The following is a 21,389-nucleotide window of genomic DNA, read 5'->3' as shown; positions in this document are numbered from 1 at the left end:
ATGCACAACGGTGGAGTTAAGCGGTGATGGCTTCAAATGTTCTCACTCACCTGTGACTCTTCACTTGAGTTCTTTCCCTATTGTGAACACAATCGCTCAACAAGATGGATTGCTGCCGCTGCGACAGAGCTTAACTTTACCGTCAGGAAAGGGGCTCGGGTAGCGATAGTATCGATAGGCGCAGGATTAGGGGAAGCCTTTTTGACCACAAAACAGGTCGACATTGCCATTGTTGGTGGCGCCATGGCCGGGGCATGCTTAGCGCTGTCATTGGCACAGCTAAAAGGCCCCAATGGCGAACGCTACCAAGTAGCGTTAATTGAAGCCAACGAAGTTAATGGCACTCGCCACCCTGGCTATGACAGCCGCGCTATTGCATTAGCAGCAGGGTCGGTCGATACCCTTAAAGGGTTGCAGCTATGGTCTGCCATTGCCGCCAATGCCGCCACTATCGAGCGTATTGAAGTTTCCGATCGTGGCCACTTCGGTGGCGTTGCGATGACAGCGGCGGAATATGATGTCGACAGTCTTGGCCATGTGGTTGAGTTGGAGCGAACTGGCCCAGCCCTGTGGCAACGCTTAACAGAATCTACCGTTGAGTTGTATTGTCCTAATGCTTTAACTGCATTAACTCAGCGTCAGCATCAGGTGGAACTTACCCTTAACGACGGCCAACAGCTTAATGCCAAGTTGGTTGTCGGTGCCGATGGCACCATGTCACAGGTGCGGCAGCGTCTTAATATCGATTTAGAGCGTCAGCCTTATCAACAAACAGCCGTTATCGCTAACATCAGCTGTGCCGAACATGGCGTAACCGCTTACGAGCGTTTTACCAGTGAAGGCCCATTGGCTCTGCTGCCAATGAGTGACGGCCGTTATTCACTTGTATGGGTACAAAGCGATGATGAGGCGCAACGCCGTTTAGCGTTGGACGAACAAGCCTTTAAACTGGAACTGCAGCAGGCGTTTGGGCAGCGGCTGGGATTGATAGAAAAAGTTGGCGCTCGCGCTAGCTACCCACTGGCCTTGTGCAAAGCAGAGCGGGTGCATCACCACCGCAGTGTACTGATTGGTAACGCGGCCCAAACCGTGCATCCGATTGCTGGGCAAGGCTTTAACCTTGGTTTACGCGATGTGGCCACGCTGGTGGAGCAACTTGATGTTGCCCTGCAGCGTCAACAAGATCCTGGCGACTATGCGATAGTGCAAGCCTACGCTGATAGCCGTGAGGATGACCGTTCACGGGTCACCGGATTGACCGACGGCTTAGTAAAACTGTTTTCGAATTCATCGCGATTGATGGCGTTGGGACGCAATTGCGGCCTGTTGTCGATGGCGTTGAGCCCAACATGGAAGCGGCAGCTGGCTCATCAAGCGATGGGCTGGAGCCGCAAGCGCACTTAGCTATAGCGCTGGGTGTAGGAGAATAAAGATATGGTAACCACCGAATCCGTAGACATCGCCATTGTTGGCGGTGGCATGGTTGGTATGGCAACGGCCATCGGCCTCGCCAATGCGGGCTTTCAGGTTGGCATTGTTGACCGTGCAGCAGCGCAGCCGGTTAGCGGTGAACCGCGTTTACGTGTGTCTGCGATCAATCGCGCCAGTGAGCAGTGGTTGCGAGAGCTGGGGGCGTGGCAGTTGTTGCCTAAGGAACGGCTCAGCCCGTACAACGGCATGCAGGTGTGGGATAAAGACAACCTCGCCGGTATCGAGTTTCATGCGGAGGATCTGGCGCAACCGGATCTGGGTCATATCGTCGAAAACGATACCTTGGCTTATGCCCTGTGGCAGCGGGCTGAGCAAACCAAAGGCATTAAGTTGTTTGTCGCGACCCCGCAGGGCGTTGCGGTCAGTGAACGCGATGCGTGGCTGAACTTAGATAACGGCACCATGCTCACTGCTCAGTTGGTATTGGCCGCTGATGGCGCCAATTCATGGTTGCGCCAGCAATGTCAGATCCCGCTGAGTTTCCGCGATTATGGCCACCATGCGCTGGTAGGCACGGTGCGCACTCAACAGCCTCACGGTGGGGTAGCGCGGCAGGTGTTCCTACCGGATGGGCCGCTGGCATTGTTGCCGCTCAATGATCCGAACCTCTGCTCCATTGTGTGGTCACAATCACCAGCGCAGGCTGAGCAACGGGCGCAGTTAACGGCTGATGAGTTTAATTTGGCCATCAGCGTTGCTACAGAATCGCGCCTAGGTCACATTCAAGTTGAGTCGGCTCGGCCAGTATTCCCATTAATGATGCGCTACGCCCGAGATTTTGTCCGGCCACGCATCGCATTGATGGGCGATGCAGCCCATACCATTCACCCATTGGCGGGGCAGGGAGTGAATCTTGGTTTCGGTGACAGCATCGCTATGGTGCAGTTACTGAGCGAGGCCAAAGGCAGTGATTGGGACATTGGCGCGGAAAGACTGTTAAAGCGTTACGAACGACGACGCCAAGCCGCAGCGCAAGAGATGTTGGTAGCGATGGACGGATTCCGCTGGTTGTTTGCTGGCACTAACCCGCTAAAGCAGATGGTACGCGGACTTGGTATGAACCTAGTCGATAAAGCCGGTAGCGTAAAAAATCAGTTGCTGTCCCATGCACTTGGGCTGTCAGCAACAAATAACAATCGGTTGTAAATTAACCATAGTAGCAAGTGTATACAGCAGCGGCGCGATAGGTATAATGCGCCGCAAAAGTGCGATGTGATCTAGGCCGCATTTGCAGTCAGACCCAAATCGCCGTGCCAGTTATCCAAGGAATCGATATGGCCAGCAAAACCGTTCTGTTTGAGCAACACCTTACCTCTAATGCCAAGATGGTCGACTTTCACGGCTGGGACATGCCGCTGCATTATGGATCGCAGCTGGATGAACATCACGTTGTGCGCACTGACGCCGGTATGTTTGATGTGTCCCACATGACCGTTGTCGACATCAATGGCGCTGATGCCGGCGATTTTCTTCGGCGCGTATTGGCCAATGACGTCGCCAAGCTAACCACCCCAGGTAAAGCCCTTTACGGTGGCATGCTTAATCAAGATGGTGGGGTGATTGATGACCTCATCACTTACTACCTGTCTGACACCTTCTATCGCGTCGTGGTGAATTCCGCTACCCGTGTTAAAGATCTCGATTGGCTTAATCAACAGGCGGAAGCGTTCGACGTTACCCTGACTGAGCAAACCGATCTTGCCATGATCGCCGTACAAGGCCCTAACGCGAAAGCGAAAGCCGCGCAGGTGTTCGATGCCGAACAAAACGCTGCGGTTGCAGGCATGAAACCATTCTTTGGGATTCAGGCTGGTGAGTTGTTTATCGCGACTACCGGCTACACCGGCGAAGCTGGGTACGAGATCATCGTTCCCAATGAACAAGCTGCATCGCTATGGCAACAGTTATTAGCCGTTGGGGTGAAGCCCGCAGGCTTGGGCGCTCGCGATACCCTGCGCTTGGAAGCCGGTATGAATCTGTACGGTCAAGATATGGATGAGACCGTAAGCCCACTGGCTGCCAACATGGGTTGGACCATTGCGTGGGAGCCAAGTGAACGTGAGTTCATTGGTCGTGAAGCGCTGCTGCAGCAAAAAGCAGCAGGTACCGCCAAGTTGATCGGTTTGGTACTAACCGAAAAAGGCGTATTGCGCGCCGGTATGCCGGTCTATGTCAAAGACGCTGAGGGCAATGAGCAGGAGGGGATCATCACCTCTGGCACCTTTTCGCCAACTTTAGGCCACGCCGTGGCTATGGCTCGAGTACCGTTCGCGGTAGCGGGTCAAGTCGAGGTGGGTATTCGTAAAAAGCGCGTCGTTGTTGACGTTGTGAAGCCGTGTTTTGTCCGTAACGGCAAGAAAGCATTCTAGTTAAAGGAAACGAAGATCATGAGCAACATTCCATCTGAATTGAAATTTGCCGCCAGCCACGAATGGGTTCGCCCAGAAGGTGATGGCGTCTACACCGTTGGGATCTCTGAGCACGCCCAAGAGCTGCTGGGTGACATGGTGTTTGTTGAGTTGCCTGAAGTGGGCGATACCGTTGATGCTGGTGAAGATTGTGCGGTAGCAGAATCGGTGAAGGCCGCGTCTGATGTATACGCACCTCTTACCGGTACCGTAGTTGCTGTTAATGAAGAGCTAGAAGACGCACCAGAAACCGTCAACAGTGACCCATACGGTGACGGTTGGTTGTTTAAAGTGGAAGTGAGCGACGCCGCTGAGTTGGATAACTTGTTGGATGGCGAAGCCTATTTAGCGTCGATCGAAGACTGATTAACACCCCACAGATGAAAGCCCCCACAGAGGGGCTTTGTCGTATATCAATCTAAGTATTTTATTCACTGATCGAATATTGGTGCAGATTGGTATTACTACCCTACTTGTTTTTAAAGGACCTGCCCGTAATGAGTACGCCCCGCACTCTTAAGCAATTGGATCGCAGCGCTGAATTTATTGGCCGTCATATTGGCCCGGATGCCACTGAACAACAGCAGATGCTGGCCGCCATTGGTGCTGATAGCCTCGACGATCTTACCGCCCAAATTGTTCCTGAAGATATTCGCTTAACCACCGAGATGAGTGTGGGTGAGCCGATGGCAGAAGTGGATGCTTTAGCCCGTTTGCGGGCGATGGCCGACAAGAATGAAGTGCGTAATAACTTCATTGGCATGGGTTACTACGGTACCCGTGTACCGCATGTTATTCAGCGTAACGTATTGGAAAATCCGGGTTGGTATACTGCTTACACCCCATACCAGCCAGAGATCGCCCAAGGCCGTTTGGAAGCGATTCTAAACTTCCAGCAGTTGTCGATGGATCTTACCGGAATGGCGCTGGCTTCGGCTTCGCTGTTAGATGAAGCAACTGCCGCTGCGGAAGCGATGGCGCTAGCCAAACGAACCTCTAAAAACAAGAAATCGGATCTGTTCTTTGTCGCCGATGACGTCTTCCCGCACACCTTAGATGTGGTGCAAACCCGTGCTGAACAGCTGGGATTAGAGATTGTTGTTGGTGCCGCTGCAGACGCTGCCAAACACGATGTGTTTGGGATCCTGCTGCAATACCCAAATCAGTTTGGTGCTATTGAAACGTACCAAGAGCTTACTGACGCCATTCACGCTAAAAAAGGCTTGGTCTGTGTTGCCACCGATCTAATGGCACTGACACGTCTACAGGCTCCATCACAGTGGGGCGCTGACGTGGTGTTTGGCTCGGCCCAACGTTTTGGCGTGCCAATGGGCTATGGCGGTCCACATGCGGCCTTCTTTGCTACACGTGATGCCTACAAACGTTCGATGCCAGGGCGCATTATTGGTGTCTCGAAAGACACCCGTGGCAAGCCAGCGTTGCGGATGGCAATGCAAACCCGTGAGCAACATATCCGCCGTGAAAAGGCCAACTCCAACATCTGTACCGCTCAGGTGTTATTGGCCAATATGGCGTCGTTCTACGCGGTCTACCACGGTCCAGCAGGGCTTAAGGCAATTGCAGAGCGCATTCAGCGGTTAACCACCGTGGTAGCGACTGGGCTTGCTGCCAAAGGGTTAGCGCCAAGTAACAGCAACTGGTTTGATACCTTAACGGTGCCGGTGAGCGATGCGGTAGCGGTGCAAGCACGCGCTGACGCAGCTGGCATCAACCTGCGTACCGATATTGCAGGTAGCGTTGGCATCAGCTTGGATGAAACCCATAAGGCTGCCGATGCGGCACTATTATGGGACGTATTGTTGGGCGATGGCCACGGTCTCAGCGTTGATGATATTGATGCTCAACTGAGTACCCCCGCCTTCCCTGAACGTGATACCGAGTTCCTGCAACATGCGGTGTTTAATCGCTACCACAGCGAGACGGAGATGCTGCGTTACATCCGCAAGCTCGAAGGCAAAGACTTGGCCTTGAACCACTCTATGATCTCATTGGGCTCTTGCACCATGAAGCTCAATGCGACCGCCGAGATGATGCCAGTCAGCTGGCCTGAGTTTGCCAACATGCACCCGTTCTGTCCGCAGACTCAAGCCCAAGGCTACAAAGAGATGGTCGACAGTTTGGCAGAGTACTTGGTGAGCATCACCGGTTACGACGCCATGTGCATGCAGCCCAATTCTGGCGCTCAAGGCGAATACGCAGGCTTGCTCGCAATTAAGAAATACCAAGCCTCTATTGGTCAAGGTCATCGTGACATCTGCCTGATTCCAAGCTCGGCCCACGGTACCAACCCGGCATCAGCGATGTTGACCAGCCTCAAAGTGGTCGTGGTCGCCTGTGATGAATCTGGCAACGTTGATATGGCAGACTTGCAGGCTAAGGCAGCAGAGCACAGCGACAACTTGTCGTGCATCATGGCGACCTATCCATCTACCCATGGTGTGTATGAAGAACAGATCCGTGAGATCTGCGATTTGATTCATCAGCACGGTGGTCAGGTCTACATGGATGGTGCCAACATGAACGCTCAGGTTGGGGTGACCTCACCGGGCTTTATCGGTTCTGATGTATCGCACCTAAACCTGCACAAAACCTTCGCAATCCCCCATGGTGGCGGCGGTCCAGGCATGGGCCCAATCGGTGTAAAAGCACACTTAGCGCCATTTGTGGCTGGCCACTCGGTGGTTAAAACCGGTGTAGCCAGTGAAAACAACGGTGCCGTATCTGCTGCGCAATATGGCTCGGCTTCGATCTTGCCTATCAGCTGGATGTATACGGTAATGTTGGGCAATCGTGGGTTAACCGAATCAACTCAGGTCGCAATGCTTAATGGCAACTACTTGGCGCAGGAGCTGGGGAAGCATTACCCGGTGCTCTACACCGGCCGTAATAACCGTGTAGCGCACGAGTGCATCATTGACCTTCGTCCACTTAAAGAAGCCACAGGCGTCACTGAGATGGACATAGCCAAGCGTCTGAACGACTACGGTTTCCATGCACCTACCATGAGTTTCCCAGTAGCGGGTACGCTGATGGTTGAGCCAACGGAGTCGGAGTCTAAGCTGGAGTTAGACCGCTTTATTGAGGCTATGGCGATGATCCGTGCTGAAGCCGATAAGGTGGGGCGTGGTGAATGGCCGGCGGACAATAATCCGCTGCACAACGCTCCGCACACCTTGGACGATATCGTAGATCCGAGCTTTGATGCGCGTCCATACAGCCGCGAGTTGGCGGTATATCCGACTGCGGCGACTCGCGACAACAAGTTTTGGCCAACGGTAAATCGCATCGACGATGTGTTCGGCGACCGCAACCTGTTCTGCGCCTGTGTGCCTATGGAAGCGTATCAAGATTAAGGGTAAGAAGGTTGCCGCTTGATAGCTAGCTTTACTGCTAGCTAAAAAGAGACCCTAGCAGGGTCTCTTTTTATTGGTGGCTTCGGGGCGCAGCGTGGAGCAATCCTTATTACTAATGCCAGTCAGTTTTCTGACTGGCATTGTCAATGGTGTGGCTTAGCGCACTTCCATGGTTTGCATCATCAAGATAAACGCCTTTATCGATTTCTGCCGCATTGGAGCAGCTCAACGAAGCATTTTGGACTGCGACCTAAGGCAAAGGGGGATTCCAAAGGAGGCGGAGCTCCCCCCCCCCTAATGCATACAAGAATGTGCCGTCGCCACCGCGACATAAACCATTAATAGTATTGCAATTTGTTGAGCCTAAGGCTTGATGTGAACCTCAACACCTAACTGTTACACAGTTAAGTTTTAACCCCTATAAATAAACTTTTTTTGTGCGTGTAATGGGGTACTCAGAGGCATCAACTGGCTGCTTCGATGAGGCATTGGTCACATTAAATAATAAATGGTAATTCTTTATTGTTTACAGGTTGTTCAAAATGACGATAATGCGCTCAGTGCAAACAGATAACGAACCTCGAACATTCGGTGGTGTAGGGCTTCAGACTGACTGGTTCGACTGGTGGCATTCAAGGGGGCGAACCAACGTAACGGAATACCGCATAACAATGGATTGTTTTTCTTTAATAGATGAACAAGGCATCGACGATGCAGTGCAATAAGGGCTGAAATTAAGAAATTCTATGGCAAATTTTTCAGCAGCAACAGCCTAATGTTCTTCGCCGAAGAACCCTGAAAATTAACTAATCCATTTTCGCAAGCTGAAACTTGCGTTTTACTTATTCAAGGTAAACTATGAAGTACTCTAAAATTGCTTTAGTAATCGCAACTACATTGGTTATTTCTGCTTGTGATGATAGTGACTCAGGTAGCTCGACATATACTAGAAATGTTTCGGTTGATGTAAGTTCGATCTACGGAGAGCTTACCACTACGCCAATGGTAATAAGTTCTGAAGAAGGTGTTGAGCCAATTTCTGACTGTACTTTGGATATTTCGAAAACGACTCCTTCTGAAGCGAGTGACGCCGTTCCGTTCGACCTCCGTTATTGTAATGATGGTTATACCTTGACTATTGAGCACAATGGTGAATCTCTGGTACATAAAGACATCACTCTAACTGAAACCGTTCAATCTGGTAACGTCACTGGTCCGGTGACATTTACTTTGAGTCACCCTGAACTAGAGGGCGTAGACGAAGCACCTTATTATACCTTGTCTGGCAGTGCCTTTATCGGTGCAGAAGATGCTTCCGTAGAGCTAATTGCCAAGAACGAGGATTGGGCGCTGGTAACAGTTGTTGATAACGAAGATGTTTCGGAAGCAAGACTGAACAATATAAATATGACTTCTCAAGAGTCTAAGACTTTGAATAAAGTAAATCGTAATGACTTTGTTATGTATACCAAAGAGTCTGAATCATTCTTGGAAGTTGAGTCGGAAAAGCATGGCCACTATGGTGCTAGCAGTATTTCTACTGCATCTGATACACATAGCCATGTACCAATCATAATCAACGAAGATGGCTCGGTAATTGTTAAGCCTGGTTTTAGGAATGATCCGATTGAAGTGAGTCCAGCCGAACCGGTAATGGCTGACAACAAACTAACATCAGCTGGCTTGTCTAATTACTCTGTAGATGTCCTGAGCGGTGCTGTAACTTATGATATTGAGTATGTAAGAGAAGGAACGGAAGCGTACTCCTATACTCCTGTTTCTATCAACAAAAAGCTAGGTGCATATAATGTTGAATTTGATGCATTGATTACTAGAGACAGTGGAGATAGCACATTTCCCACCTTATCTATTTATGTAACTCAAGAGTCGGGCGTGGGAAATGGGGGGGGCTTCTTCGAGAATACCAATTTGAAGTTCCATGGCTATAGGGGTGAAGAGGGCGAAATGCTTGTGAAAGCATATGTGCGCAAGGACAACAGCTGGGTTCCTCGAAACGGTGAATTAGATAAAATCAGTGACTACAATGACTATTTCGTTTCTTCAACTTGGGGCGAAGATGGAACGCTAGGTAACTTTTTTGTTCGCTATAACGATGAAGGTCAAAACACTGGTGGTAGCGTAACTATCACTGAGCATGAATTTGTATTGTCATCAAATGAAGGCTAACCAATCCGGTAACGAATGTTGGAGTAAGCAGATACTAAAACACCATTATTTCGTTCTGTTAAAACTGCCATTTTTTAAAGCGAAATAATCATAAAAGCGAGTGCCCTAAGGTGCTCGCTTTTTTGTTGCAACGGTAGCCCTACCCCAAGACTCCGGTGCCGCGGTTATGTTCCTTTTGTAACTGAACGAAGGAAAACCGTGAGGTTAGGATTAGCCATCGTGGGTGGCTACTTTTTCTCGGGCGCCTTTTAGCGCTTGTTGAATTTCATTGATCAGCAGTTTGGTGCGATTGTGGACATAGTGGCGCGAGCTAATGACTGCATACAGGTTAAGGGTGTCATAGATGTCGCCGTTGAATAGGATCTGAAACTGATCTTTAGGCAAACGTGAAATGGTAATTTGTGGCAAGCGTGTAATCCCAAAACCGGCCAGCATCCATTGTGCACTGACTTGAATTGAATCGGTGTTGATACGGGGGTTAACCACTACACTACCGTCGTCCCCATTGCGGGTATGCCAATGCCACACCGCTTCATTGCCGATGTGGTAGCCAGAGGTAATAACCTGATGGTTAGCAAGTTCAGCGGGCGATTGTGGATGCCCATGCTTGGCTAGGTACTCATTACTGGCGACGAAGTACTTATCGCTTTTATATAGCGGCTTAGCAATTAGGGTCTCATCACTAGGGATAATTGGTGAGATGGTAAAATCACAACCTTCCATCTTCGACATATAGCGTGGTGGGATAGATACCAAGCGTAACTTCAGCTTCGGATATTTGCTCATCAATTGAGTTAACACCAGCTCGGTTAGTAGGGTGGCCATCGGCTGGTGGGCACCAATAACAACTTCACCAGCTATCTCTTTATGCTGGCTGCTAACCGACTCTATCGCGGCTTCATATTGACTCAGTAAGTTATGAGCCTTGGGAAGAAACGCAATCCCCTGAGCGGTTAACTCAATCTTTTTGCCTCTTCGCGATACCAGCAACGCTTCGCACTCCTGTTCTAGCGCCTGCAGCCTTCGAGTAATGGTGCTGGTATTGCAGTCCATTATCTCCGCCGCATGGCTTAGACACTTTGTCTGAGCAATTAACGTAAACGTTCTAATATTTTGAATAGACATATTTAATTCATCCAAGAGTTTTCTGAAAAATACTTTTTATCTCGAATAACGATTGCGACATACGTCTCAATGTTGAAGTGAATTCTTCCGGTTAGAAATTTTTCTGTGATCTGATGCCGATTTATTGCTGCGTTTTTCGCAACGTAAACACCGCTTTTGTTCGGTTAATTGCTCGCAAGGATAGATCTAGCATGTGCTCATTGTTATCCATATAGCTACTGAGACTACCGCTATGAAAAAAGTATTCACTACTGCTGTTACTACTATCGCGTTAACACTATCTGCTTTTGCTGGTGCAGCAACTTATGAAGAGGGAACTCACTACGTAAAATTAGGTGATGCGGCCTTTAACTCCCCCAACAAAGTCGTCAAGGTTTATTCAACCAACTGCCCATTCTGCTACAAGTATGAGAAAGCAGTAATCCCTAACTATATTAAGAACCTTCCAGCTGGGGTTGAATATGATTCTTATCACATCACCACTAAACCACCATTTGGATTAGAGAAGGCATCGGTATTAGCGGTTGCCAAAGCAATTGGTGATAAGCAATACAAAAAAGCCAAAATGGCTTATTACAAGCATATTCACGACGACAAAATTAAGTTCTCCTCCAGCGAAGAAACCACCGAGTTTGGATTAAAGGCAGCTGGTATTTCCCGCGCTGATTACGATGCCAAAGTGGGCACTGCAGAAGTGAAAGCGACCCTGACTGAGTGGGACCAAGGGGTTGATGTTGCCAAGGTTAAAGGGATCCCAGCGATTGTTGTCAACGGCAAATACCTGATCAACACCTCGTCAATTCGTTCCATGACCATGCTGGATGAATTGACCGCTGAACTGCTGAAAAAGTAAGGCCTATCTCATGATTGCGAATCTATTTCAACAGTTTAAACAAGCCCCAATGGGCACGCTCTCAAGCTGGGAGCAACAGCGACCAGTATGGCTGGTGATGTCTGCTGCATCGTTATTTCTGATTCTATCGGCGATGGGGTATTTCCAGTGGTTCTTAGAGATGGACCCATGTGAAATCTGCGTTTACATCCGTTTTTCGCAGTGCTGCATTTTGTTTGCGGGTTTGATTATTGCCATCAATCCTCGTATCTCGGTATTGAAGTTAATCGGCTTGGCTCTGGCTTGGTACGGCGTCCTGCAAGGTATGGCATGGTCGATTGAACTGAACGTATTACACGATTCATCACACGCTCTGGATGACGTAATGGCAAGCGGCGGCGACCTGTTCGCAGCAGGCGGTGGCGGTGGCGCTTGTTCTACCGAACCACACTTTCCATTAGGTCTACCACTGCATGAGTGGCTGCCGTATGAATTCCAGCCTTCTGGCATCTGTGGCGAAGACGATTGGACGCTGCTGGGATTGAACATGGCGCAGTACTGCATCATCGCATACACCTTTTTCATCGTTGCACTAGCTCCGGTTACTGCCGGCACAGTGAAAAACCTAATTAGCAAATAAGCATTATCAAACTTAAAAAAATAGGACCTTATTATGTTTAAGAAAACCGTTTTAGCTGCCACCTTAGCGACCGTTGCACTGTCCGCTAGCGCCGGTAAATTCAATGCAATTAAGCCACCACCGGCACAGGGTGCCTTAGGCTCAGTGGTAGTTAACCCGTACGGTTATGCCCCACAGACTGCCGTAGTTGATTTAGGTGGCCACGAAATCACCGCTGCTAAAGTTACCGTGCAAGGTAAAGGCAAGAAAGGCGTTGATATCAGTTACGACGTTAACCGCGAAACCATCTTGAACCACAACGGTGTGCCAATCTTTGGTCTGTACGCTGACTTCGACAACACGGTAACGTTGGAATACGTTAAAAACGGCGACAAGATTAAAGAAGACTACTCCATCTGGACTCAGCCTCTGCAAGGCGGTGCAGTAGTAAACGGCGTTAAAAATAACTACCCAGAAGTGGAAGTTAAAAAGGTCGACAGCAAGTTTAAAGATCGTTTGTACATGATGAACTATCTGCTACCAGTACCAGGTTCTTATGACTTGGAATGGAAAGGCGGCATGGGTGCCATGAACTGGGATCGCCACACCTTTACCTACGTATTGGATACCCAAGGTGAGACGCGCTGGACGCTAGATACCAACAAAATCCACGATGTGAACGACCGCAGCAAACGCGGCATCATTATGGGCATCCACCAGATGGATAACGGCGACATCATCTTTGGTCAAGGCCAGAAGATCTACCGTTTCGATATGTTCGGCAAGAAGGTATTCGAATGGGATTTGCCGCGCGGTTACCAAGATTTCTCACACGATATGAAGGCCATGCCTAACGGTCACTATATTGTTCGTGCAGCGAAAACCGATTACCTGCGAGAAGATGGCAAGCGTGTTCACACCGTTCGTGACCACATCTTAGAGATTGATGAGCACGGTAAGCTGGTAGAGGTATGGGATCTAAACAAAATCCTCGACCCAATGCGTGATGACCTGCTTAAAGCACTTAATGCTGGTGCAGTATGTCTGAACATCGATGAAGACAAGATGGGTAAGAAAGCAGATATCGAACCGGACGCCCCGTTTGGTGACCTTCCTGGCGTTGGTGCTGGCCGTAACTGGGCTCACGTAAACTCTGTTGATTATGACGTTGCTGACGACAGCATCATCCTGTCGCTGCGTCACCAAGGTAACGTTAAGATTGGCCGTGACAAAGAGGTGAAATGGATTCTGTCGCCATCTGCTGGTTGGAAAGGTGAGTTGGCTAAGAAAGTACTGAAGCCAGTTGATAGCAAAGGCCGTGCTCTGCAGTGCTCCGAGAAGGGCGAGTGCGAAGGCGACTTCGACTTCACTTACACCCAGCACACCACCTGGTTGAATGGTAAGACTTACAAAGACCAAGATGTTGTCGGTATTGTCTCGTTCGATAACGGCGATGGTCGCCACCTTGACCAGCCAGCAATGCCAAGCATGAAGTACTCTCGCGGTGTTGAATACAAGATCAACGAGAAGGACATGACGGTTGAACAGACGTGGGAATACGGTAAGGACCGCGGCTACGATTGGTACTCAGTAGTAACCTCCAACACCCGTTACATGGCGGACCGCGATACTATGGAACTGTTCTCAGCCAATATTAATATGGGTATTAAGGGTAAACGTTCTGGTGGTATTTTGAATGAGATTGATTACCGTACCAAAGATGTAAAAGTAGAAATGGAGTTCACGTGGTTGATGCCTCGAAATGCCGCATACCGCGCCATGGCTATCGATGTTAACAAACTAGGCAACTAATCATAATTAGGGGAAAGACAGAATTATTATTACTGTCTTTCCCCTTTTCTTGTTTTGTATTTCTTGTTTTTTATTACTCGTTTTTTTTTGTATATCTAATCGGCATTGTTTAGCGCTACATTTGTAACCGTTAAATATAAAGTGTTTTTATCAGGGATAATGATTATGAGACGTTCTTTTATTGGCTTGGCAGTTGTATCCGCCTTAGTGTCTACTTCAGTAATGGCGGAAGCTGAACCATTCAAAACATCAGCATATGGTGATGTTCAAGTTCAAGCGTTATGGCAGACTGACAAAGATTTTGAAACTGAAGTTGCCTTAGCTAACTTAGGCGTCAAAGGTGTTTATAAGTACGACGGTTTAACTGCTAAGTTTGACCTTGGCGGTCAATACTCAGATAACGACAACAGCGGCGATGCTGACGACTTTGAAATATTGAAGGCCAACATTCTACTGGCAAATAAATACGGTGCAATTTTTGCCGGTGACGGGGTTTCCGGATCATATTCGAATATTTATCAGCGTATTGATATTCACGAGTCTAATAATAACGAAGCTTATAATTCGGCAATGCTTTATGAGCAGCCAAAATACTCTGAAAATATTTTCTGCTTAATCAGTAAAAAGTACGATGTGGGTTTCGGTAAACTGCAGGCTAAGACCGCAATTGTAACCCCGAAAGACAATAACGGCTCTGACGATGACGTATTGATGGGTCGTATCCTGTTCTTCAGCGACAGCTTTAACGCTACGTTTAACGCGTTAAGAATCGATGAAAAGTACGGTAACGCTGATGACACCTACATGCGTTACGCCTTGGGTGCCGATTACAGCATCGATAATTTAACCTTAGCAGCAGTAGCTGAAGTGACCGATGAGTCCTTTAACGGCGCTGAAAATACCTATATTGGCGCAGCGACTTACCGTATGGATAAGTTCGAGTTTGGTGTGTCTTACCAGCACAAGACCTTTGAAGAAAAAATTGGTGTCGAAGATATCGATTCAGTTGGCTTAGCAATTGCCTCGGTTAAGTACCACCACAGCAAATACCTAACGCTCTACACTGAAGTTGCTGAGTACGGCGAAGATATGACTAAGGCGTTCGCTGATACTAACTTTGCGGGCAAATTCGCCAACAGTGAAGATAACGTAAGTATCGGTGTGAAGGTGCGTTTCTAACATCGGTTAGTCAGCCTTTCTCTCCACCATAATAAAATCCGGCGTAAGCCGGATTTTTTCGTTAATGGCCAATCGTTCACTCAGTACAGAAACTTGTTGGTGGCAGTCTCTGTAATAGCCTATTTATCTTGGTCTTGGTCTTGGTCTTGGTCTTGGTCTTGGTTCGGTGCTGTGAGTTGAGCTAACAGCAGTTTATTGGAGCGATAACGAGGCGCAATGATACAGCCCAAAACCATGATAAAACCGATACAGAGACAGTAGCCGCCAAAGCTTAGATTAGCGATTATCTGTTGCCCTAAATAGCTAACCTCTCGAGCTGACAATGAGCCATGACCACTGCCACCAAACAGCGCTGCCAGCGCTTGTAGATGGTGTAATGTATCAACCAGCACGCAGATTAAAATAACGCTACATAGCAAGGCTGTTGCACGGCTCAGCTTACCGCTAAGACCAACTGCAAAGCTGACTAATCCAATAACAGCAATCATGCATAAAGGCGTCAGCCAACTCATCTGTCCCCGAGCTTGCGTCATCATCGGGTTAGCTAGCTTATCCGCGTCAACCCATGGTAACAGCAATCCTGTTAGCAACAGCGTAAAGGCAAGTGTGCCGACTTTGTTGTGCCATTTAATCAGTGTCACGGCGCGTAGCCATGGCGAACTGCTCAATAGCGTGGCTTTGTTGACGGGGCCAAGTAGAGGCTGACTCATTAGTACATCCCGATCCATAGAATGAGTAAGCTTTAAAGCTATCGATCGAGTTCTAAAGCAGCAATACGTGTTCGTTGTTAGTACCGTTAGTTGATTCACCCCGTTCGTTAGCGGCAATATGCGCTAAGCCAAGTAAGAGTTTGACCTGAGCAATGAGTGGCGGGAGTAAACCGCAGCGAAGCTGGAGGTGGCAACCGCACAACATTGCCATCGAGGTTAACTTGGTACCACAAGCACTGGCGGCAGTATTGGTGCTGCAATCTAAGCCACCAATCATGACCATAATCGTAATGGTAAATGCCGCCATTAATGCATAGTTGTATCGCCATAATTTAACCGGCGATATCGTAATTGCGTGTTAAAGCAGGCTTTGCCCCTTGCCAGACCGTGCCGATGTGGCCAACATTTTGCAAAAAGTTAACCAATAAAGAGGCTGTGTACCAACTAAGTGTTATTCATTCCAAGGTTGTTAACGCAGCGGCTAGGCGAGTGTTGATACAAGGGCAAAGCACTACCGCCGTTGATCTTCTGCTGCATTGGAACAGTCCAGCGAAGCGTTTTGGACGGCGACGTAAGGCAAGGGGTATTCCAAAGGGGACGAAGCGCCCCCCTCTAATGCATACAAGAATGTGCCGTCGCCGTCGCGACATCCTCGCCTAAAAGCACCGAAATCGGTGAAGCCGAAGGCTTAAGATAAACTTCAACAGCTAACTACGACACAGCCTAAAAAAGGCAGTGCCTTCACAGCACTGCCGATATGTCATTAACCAAGCGATCGGTTATCGCCTCAATACAGTTCAACCGCTGGCAGGTTATCGCCCATCTCAATGGCGGTATCGCCAAACTCATTAATCCCGTCACCGATGATGAGGTCATAGAGCTGTGGAACCCCGACTTCACCGTATTCGCTATAGCCCCAACATTTTACCTCGAGGTTATCGAGCAACGCACACATCTGGTAACCGCGGCCAGCAATATCGATGGCGTAACGGCCTTCACCTAAATCAGGTAACGCGGCATTGGACGGTAGCTCATCAGGGGTGTCGCTCCAGTCGTTATCAGTATCAAGGCCTGTGGTACCTTCGTCACCGTCGCCCCAACAATTGAGGGTGTGATCGTCAAACAACACACAGGTCGAGTAGTAACCCATGGCGATTTTAGTGATTGGTGCTGAACTGGCTAACTGGACGAAAGGAAGGTTGTCACCCATCTCTGGAGTCGGTAAGTCGTCACCATCCACATCGTAGCCGTAATTGTATTCGAAACCACCATTGCCGTTACACTCGCTCGAACCGAGCCGGTGTTCAATAATCGCCCCTAATGCCGGCGCGCCATCAACGCCGCAGCGGTTGTATGTACCTTGATATTCATCGGCACTGAGGGCTCCATCGGCATTGCTATCGTAGCCGTAATCGATGCGAAAACCTTCAACTTCACAACTGTTATTCACACTCATTACGGTGCGCGTTTCAAATACTGCTTCGTTACCGCGACATAACGCGCTAGTGCTCTCATAGCCGCCATCACCAACGAAACTATCGCCTCGGCCTAGGCCTGCTTGACCATCACGATTGTTGCCCCAACATTTTAGTGAGCCGTCATCAAATATCACACAGTTGGTACCGTAGCCGCTGTAGATCTGGAGTGGGGTGAGATCGGTGCCAAGATTGATAGCAGGCAGGTTGGCGCCCATCTCACCAACGTCATCGCCAATGTCGTCGGTATGTTGATAGCCTAATTTGAAGAAGGCGCCGTCGCCCCAACAACGGAGGCTGTCGTCACTGAGAATGGCACAATTGTAGTTATAACCACTTGCGATCTGCTTTACCGTTAATGGTTGGCCATCGCTGCCGTTGCCGAAGTTTACTGCTGGCCAACTATCACCAATGCTATCTGGGGTTGCGCCGACACTATCTTTATTTTCATAACCAAGACGGCCATCGCTACCATTGCCCCAGCAGCGGAGGCTTTCATCGTCCAAAATGGCACAGAAGTGATCATCGCCACCAGTAAGTGATATTGCGGTCCGCCCGGTGCCGAAATTGACGCCAACCAAATTGTTACCGAGCTCAGCTGGGTCGTCACCAATGTAGCTGTTATCTGCAAAAGGAACCCCTAATCCAAGCATTCCGTTGCTATTACTACCCCAACATTTAACGGTGTTGTCGACAAATAGGGCACAGCTTTGATACTCGCCTACGGCTATGGAAATAACGGCAATGTCGCCGATGTCAGTAGCTAGCAATTCGCTGCCCATCTCTGATGTGGTAAGTACCCCATCGAGATTGTCATCGCTCCCATGAAAAATTGACATGCCGCCCTCTGGACAAGAAGCAGAGGCTTCGAACTGTTGTGGCTCCAAGGCGATGTAGGGAGGAACGTTGTTACCACAACGATTGATAGCACGGGATACCAGTTCATCATCCTCAAGTGTGCCGTTGCCATTGTCATCATTGCCTTGGGTGATAACGTAGCCACCATAACCGCTGCAATTATCGAGGTCATCAACCTCATAGCGGGTTATCTCAATCAAACCATTCAGCCCATCCTGGTTGCAGGATTCGGTCAGCTCGGCCTCGCCGAAATCGTCGCCGATATCGTCATCGTGGCCGTTGCCAAGGGCATAGCCGCCATTATGGCCCCAACATTTAACCAAGCTATCTTCGGTAACAACACAGTTGGCATAAAAGCCACCAAATAACTTAGCAGTGGTTGGAATTATACTGATCTCAGCGCCGCTGAAATTGATGCTGGCGCTACTAGTTGCACTGGAGTGACTATTATCGGCTGCCATTAGGTTTAACGCGTGTACGCCCGTGTCAGCGATGCTGGCGGACACTTGAATGGTTTCTCGCTCCTCACGAATAGCATCGTTAACTGGCTTGATAGCCACTTCAACTCGTTCTGTTGCAGCGGCGATTACAACGGTTTCTGCTGCATTGAAATCAACGCCGTGGATAGCGGAGCCGCTGTAAGCTAATGCAACCTCTACTGGTTCACATACTGGGTGGTCAAACACTAAGGCAAATGTTGCATCGCTGTCATTCTCGACGATTTCGTTGTCGATTACATCGATACGCGCCTCTAATTGAGCGGCGCCGTTATCGTTGATTTGTCCAAAGCCGCTGTAGCTGCTGCCGTTGCTATTCAATGCCAACATTACCGTTTCGTTGCACTCAAACAGTGTGTCGCTTGCCAGTTCAATTGCGACAGTTTTGCTGGTTTCACCGGGGCTGTAAACTAAGGTACCCGCAGTGCTAGTAAAGTCTAGGCCGGCCGTTGCAGTGATCCCTACGGTACCGTAGTTAATGCTCAGGGGAGCAACCTGTGCTTCAGATAGAGCAACGGTAAATATTAGGCTGGTATCATCTTCGTTGGCGGCAGTGCTTGTTACAGTAATATCAACTGGTGCAGGGGCATCGATGCCATTACAGACATATTGGGTGTTGGTGATCTCCTCGAGATCGAGCATGTTGTTGCGGTTCAGGTCTAAGCCGATATCGAGGCGTTTGCCACCGTTACTACAGTGCTCGCCGGGCTCTTCGGTACTTAGATTGGTTACAACTGAGTATCCGTCTTGGCCATCATCACCGTCGCTTCCACCTTCGCCGTCGTTACCGTGACAAATGTATTGAGTGTTAGTTATCTCTTCAGCATCAAGGATGTTGTTGCGGTTGCTATCGAGGCCAGAGTTAATTCGGGTGCCACCGGCGTCGCAATTAGCGCCTGCAGGCTCGGCAATCGTTGCCACTAAGGCGGTAAAACCGTCTTGGCCTGTGAAGCCTTGTTCACCGTTACAAACATAAAGCACTGACAACACTTCGTCATCTGATAACACCGCATCGCTATTTGAGTCGAGACCTACTTCAACTCGCTGGCCCCCGTTAGTGCAGTTTTCACCAGTGGATTCTTGGCTAACATTGAACCGCGCGCTAAGGCCAGCCTGACCGTTGGCACCGTGGCAAATCAGTTGGGTATCGGTGATCTCGCCGTCGGTTAAGGTGCCGTCACCATTGCTATCAATCCCAACCTGTAGCCACTCACCACCATTGGCACAGTTATCACCTTGTGGTTCGGCAGTAGAACCGATCAACGTTGGTGGCGCGTTGTCTGGGGTCGGACTCGGATTGAGCGCGACCGCTCCTGAGTCATCGTTGCTCTCACCTCCACCACAACCAGAAAGAGCAGTGATCAATGCTCCGTATATTAGATGTTTTTTCATGCTTCCCTTCCCCAAATGCCTGTTGGTTGATATACCTGACTAAAATGATCGGGTATGTTAACAGTTGGTTAATATTCAAGGGGCGCACCAATATCAATTCGGGTGAATCGGCTAGCTGCTGTCAATTTGTGGTGTTTTATCGGCTGTAACTATGCTGGTTGTCATGAATCAACTGAATTTGGAAGTAAAAAGATCAAATTGTTTTGGCGGAGAGAGATGGAGGATTTGCGTCATTTATATCTACCTGCGAGAGCACTGCCGAATCAAACTGGTTGAGAGGTGAATCTGGCAGCGATAATGTATTTAGACACAAAAAAGGCTGTGTACCAATTAAGTGTTGCTCTTTCCAAGGCTGTTAAAGCGCTGGCTAGGAGAGTCGCGATACAAGGGTAAAGCACTACCGCTATTGATCTTCTGCCGCATTGGAGCAGTTCAGCGAAGCGTTTTGGACGGCGACCTAAGGCAAGGGGGATTCCAAAGCGGGCGAAGCTCCCCCCTAATGCATACAAGAATGTGCTGTCGGCACTGCGACGCAACCCCTAAGAGTACTGCAATCGGTACAGCCGAAGGCTTGATATAAACCTCAACACTTAACTGTGACACAGCCAAAAAAAGGCGCCACGAGATTGCTCTCGGGCACCAAAGATGATGAAACTGTGTTGGTGCAGATGTTAGAACCAGCTAACCATTTGCTCCATAGTACGGCGGGTCTTATCAAATTGTGGCTCGTCGGCTCGGTAACCAAAGGCCGCCATAACAGCCGGCTGATACACCTTAGGGTCGATACCGAAGTGCTCCTCCAGTACTTGTGATGTCTTATCCATTTCAAAGCCCTCGATAGGGCAAGAATCGATACCTATCTGCGCTGCAACCGACATGGTGTTGCCTAAGGCAATGTAAGCTTGCTTGCCAGCCCAATCAGTGATTTGGCGAGCGCCATCAATATTAAAATCTTGCTCCTGAAACTTCTGGAAGGCTTGGTTGATAAAGCCAATCACATCGTCTGGCAGTTGCTTTACTTCCTTCATAAACTTCTGTTGGTACTCAGAGTTATGCTTCATGTTTACGTCGGTGTGAGCCAAAAAGATCACAAAGTGACTGGCGGTACCAAGCTGGCCTGCGGAGCCATTAAAGGCACCATTTGCACCCCAAGCAAAATCGCGGAACAACTCACGCTTTTGTGGCGACTGGATAATCAACATCTGGAATGGTTCGAAACCAAAAGAGGTTGGTGATAACCGCGCCGCCTCAAGGATGGTGTTGAATTGGTCATCACTGATCTTGCGCTTGGGATCGAACACCTTAGTTGCATGGCGAAAGTTAAAGGCTTCGATGATCTGAGATTGGATAGCTTTGGTATCTTTTGCAATTGTCATTGTTGCTGCTCCATTAAGCGCTTGAACAAGTGTGAATTGGGATAATCAACGCTG

General features: G+C 49.1%; 15 protein-coding genes. 10 read left to right on the top strand and 5 right to left on the bottom strand.

Annotation, left to right across the window (positions count from 1 at the left end; translation table 11 throughout):
* Positions 1 to 201: 201 nt before the first annotated feature.
* The 6 genes from ubiH to HER31_RS12605 all read left to right on the top strand — a co-directional run bounded on the left by ubiH (position 202) and on the right by HER31_RS12605 (position 9,460).
* Complete coding sequence (gene ubiH, locus HER31_RS12630) at positions 202 to 1,404, top strand: 2-octaprenyl-6-methoxyphenyl hydroxylase (protein WP_238786823.1); 1,203 nt, start codon at positions 202 to 204, stop codon at positions 1,402 to 1,404.
* 30 nt (positions 1,405 to 1,434) lie between these two features.
* Positions 1,435 to 2,637, top strand: coding sequence for an FAD-dependent monooxygenase (locus HER31_RS12625; protein WP_168660924.1), 1,203 nt, complete (start codon positions 1,435 to 1,437; stop codon positions 2,635 to 2,637).
* A gap of 128 nt (positions 2,638 to 2,765) precedes the next feature.
* Complete coding sequence (gene gcvT, locus HER31_RS12620; protein ID WP_168660923.1) at positions 2,766 to 3,860, top strand: glycine cleavage system aminomethyltransferase GcvT; 1,095 nt, start codon at positions 2,766 to 2,768, stop codon at positions 3,858 to 3,860.
* Between the two features lie 18 nt (positions 3,861 to 3,878).
* The gene (gene gcvH, locus HER31_RS12615; protein ID WP_168660922.1) at positions 3,879 to 4,265 is read left to right on the top strand and encodes a glycine cleavage system protein GcvH; all 387 of its coding nucleotides are present in this window, start codon (positions 3,879 to 3,881) and stop codon (positions 4,263 to 4,265) included.
* Between the two features lie 131 nt (positions 4,266 to 4,396).
* Positions 4,397 to 7,273 carry an aminomethyl-transferring glycine dehydrogenase gene (gene gcvP / locus HER31_RS12610; protein ID WP_168660921.1) on the top strand — a complete coding sequence of 959 codons (2,877 nt, stop codon included), beginning with the start codon at positions 4,397 to 4,399 and terminating at the stop codon, positions 7,271 to 7,273.
* A gap of 858 nt (positions 7,274 to 8,131) precedes the next feature.
* Positions 8,132 to 9,460, top strand: a complete 1,329-nt coding sequence (locus HER31_RS12605; protein ID WP_168660920.1) for a hypothetical protein — start codon at positions 8,132 to 8,134, stop codon at positions 9,458 to 9,460.
* A gap of 210 nt (positions 9,461 to 9,670) precedes the next feature.
* On the opposite strand, the gene HER31_RS12600 is transcribed toward HER31_RS12605, so the two are convergent.
* Positions 9,671 to 10,585 carry a LysR family transcriptional regulator gene (locus tag HER31_RS12600; RefSeq protein WP_168660919.1) on the bottom strand — a complete coding sequence of 305 codons (915 nt, stop codon included), beginning with the start codon at positions 10,583 to 10,585 and terminating at the stop codon, positions 9,671 to 9,673.
* Between the two features lie 232 nt (positions 10,586 to 10,817).
* Between HER31_RS12600 and HER31_RS12595 the strand changes: the two genes are divergently transcribed.
* The 4 genes from HER31_RS12595 (at position 10,818) to HER31_RS12580 (ending at position 15,027) form a co-directional block, all read left to right on the top strand.
* Complete coding sequence (locus HER31_RS12595; RefSeq protein ID WP_168660918.1) at positions 10,818 to 11,438, top strand: thiol:disulfide interchange protein DsbA/DsbL; 621 nt, start codon at positions 10,818 to 10,820, stop codon at positions 11,436 to 11,438.
* 10 nt (positions 11,439 to 11,448) lie between these two features.
* Entirely contained in the window at positions 11,449 to 12,057 is a 609-nt protein-coding gene (locus HER31_RS12590) for a disulfide bond formation protein B (RefSeq protein ID WP_168660917.1), read from the top strand.
* Positions 12,058 to 12,090: 33 nt separating this feature from the next.
* Positions 12,091 to 13,848, top strand: a complete 1,758-nt coding sequence (locus tag HER31_RS12585) for an aryl-sulfate sulfotransferase (RefSeq protein WP_168660916.1) — start codon at positions 12,091 to 12,093, stop codon at positions 13,846 to 13,848.
* Between the two features lie 165 nt (positions 13,849 to 14,013).
* On the top strand, positions 14,014 to 15,027 hold the full coding sequence (locus HER31_RS12580) for a porin (RefSeq protein ID WP_168660915.1): 1,014 nt from the start codon (positions 14,014 to 14,016) through the stop codon (positions 15,025 to 15,027).
* Between the two features lie 119 nt (positions 15,028 to 15,146).
* Here HER31_RS12580 and HER31_RS12575 read toward each other — a convergent pair whose 3' ends face one another.
* The 4 genes from HER31_RS12575 to HER31_RS12560 all read right to left on the bottom strand — a co-directional run bounded on the left by HER31_RS12575 (position 15,147) and on the right by HER31_RS12560 (position 21,335).
* On the bottom strand, positions 15,147 to 15,737 hold the full coding sequence (locus HER31_RS12575; RefSeq protein ID WP_168660914.1) for a hypothetical protein: 591 nt from the start codon (positions 15,735 to 15,737) through the stop codon (positions 15,147 to 15,149).
* Positions 15,738 to 15,789: 52 nt separating this feature from the next.
* The gene (locus tag HER31_RS12570) at positions 15,790 to 16,044 is read right to left on the bottom strand and encodes a hypothetical protein (protein WP_168660913.1); all 255 of its coding nucleotides are present in this window, start codon (positions 16,042 to 16,044) and stop codon (positions 15,790 to 15,792) included.
* Between the two features lie 480 nt (positions 16,045 to 16,524).
* Positions 16,525 to 19,959 carry a DUF7151 family protein gene (locus tag HER31_RS12565; protein WP_168660912.1) on the bottom strand — a complete coding sequence of 1,145 codons (3,435 nt, stop codon included), beginning with the start codon at positions 19,957 to 19,959 and terminating at the stop codon, positions 16,525 to 16,527.
* A gap of 671 nt (positions 19,960 to 20,630) precedes the next feature.
* The gene (locus HER31_RS12560; RefSeq protein ID WP_168660911.1) at positions 20,631 to 21,335 is read right to left on the bottom strand and encodes an NAD(P)H-dependent oxidoreductase; all 705 of its coding nucleotides are present in this window, start codon (positions 21,333 to 21,335) and stop codon (positions 20,631 to 20,633) included.
* Positions 21,336 to 21,389 lie beyond the last annotated feature (54 nt).

The sequence above is a fragment of the Ferrimonas lipolytica genome (assembly GCF_012295575.1).
Classification (GTDB): domain Bacteria; phylum Pseudomonadota; class Gammaproteobacteria; order Enterobacterales; family Shewanellaceae; genus Ferrimonas; species Ferrimonas lipolytica.
This window is presented reverse-complemented; position numbering and strand designations above follow the sequence as displayed.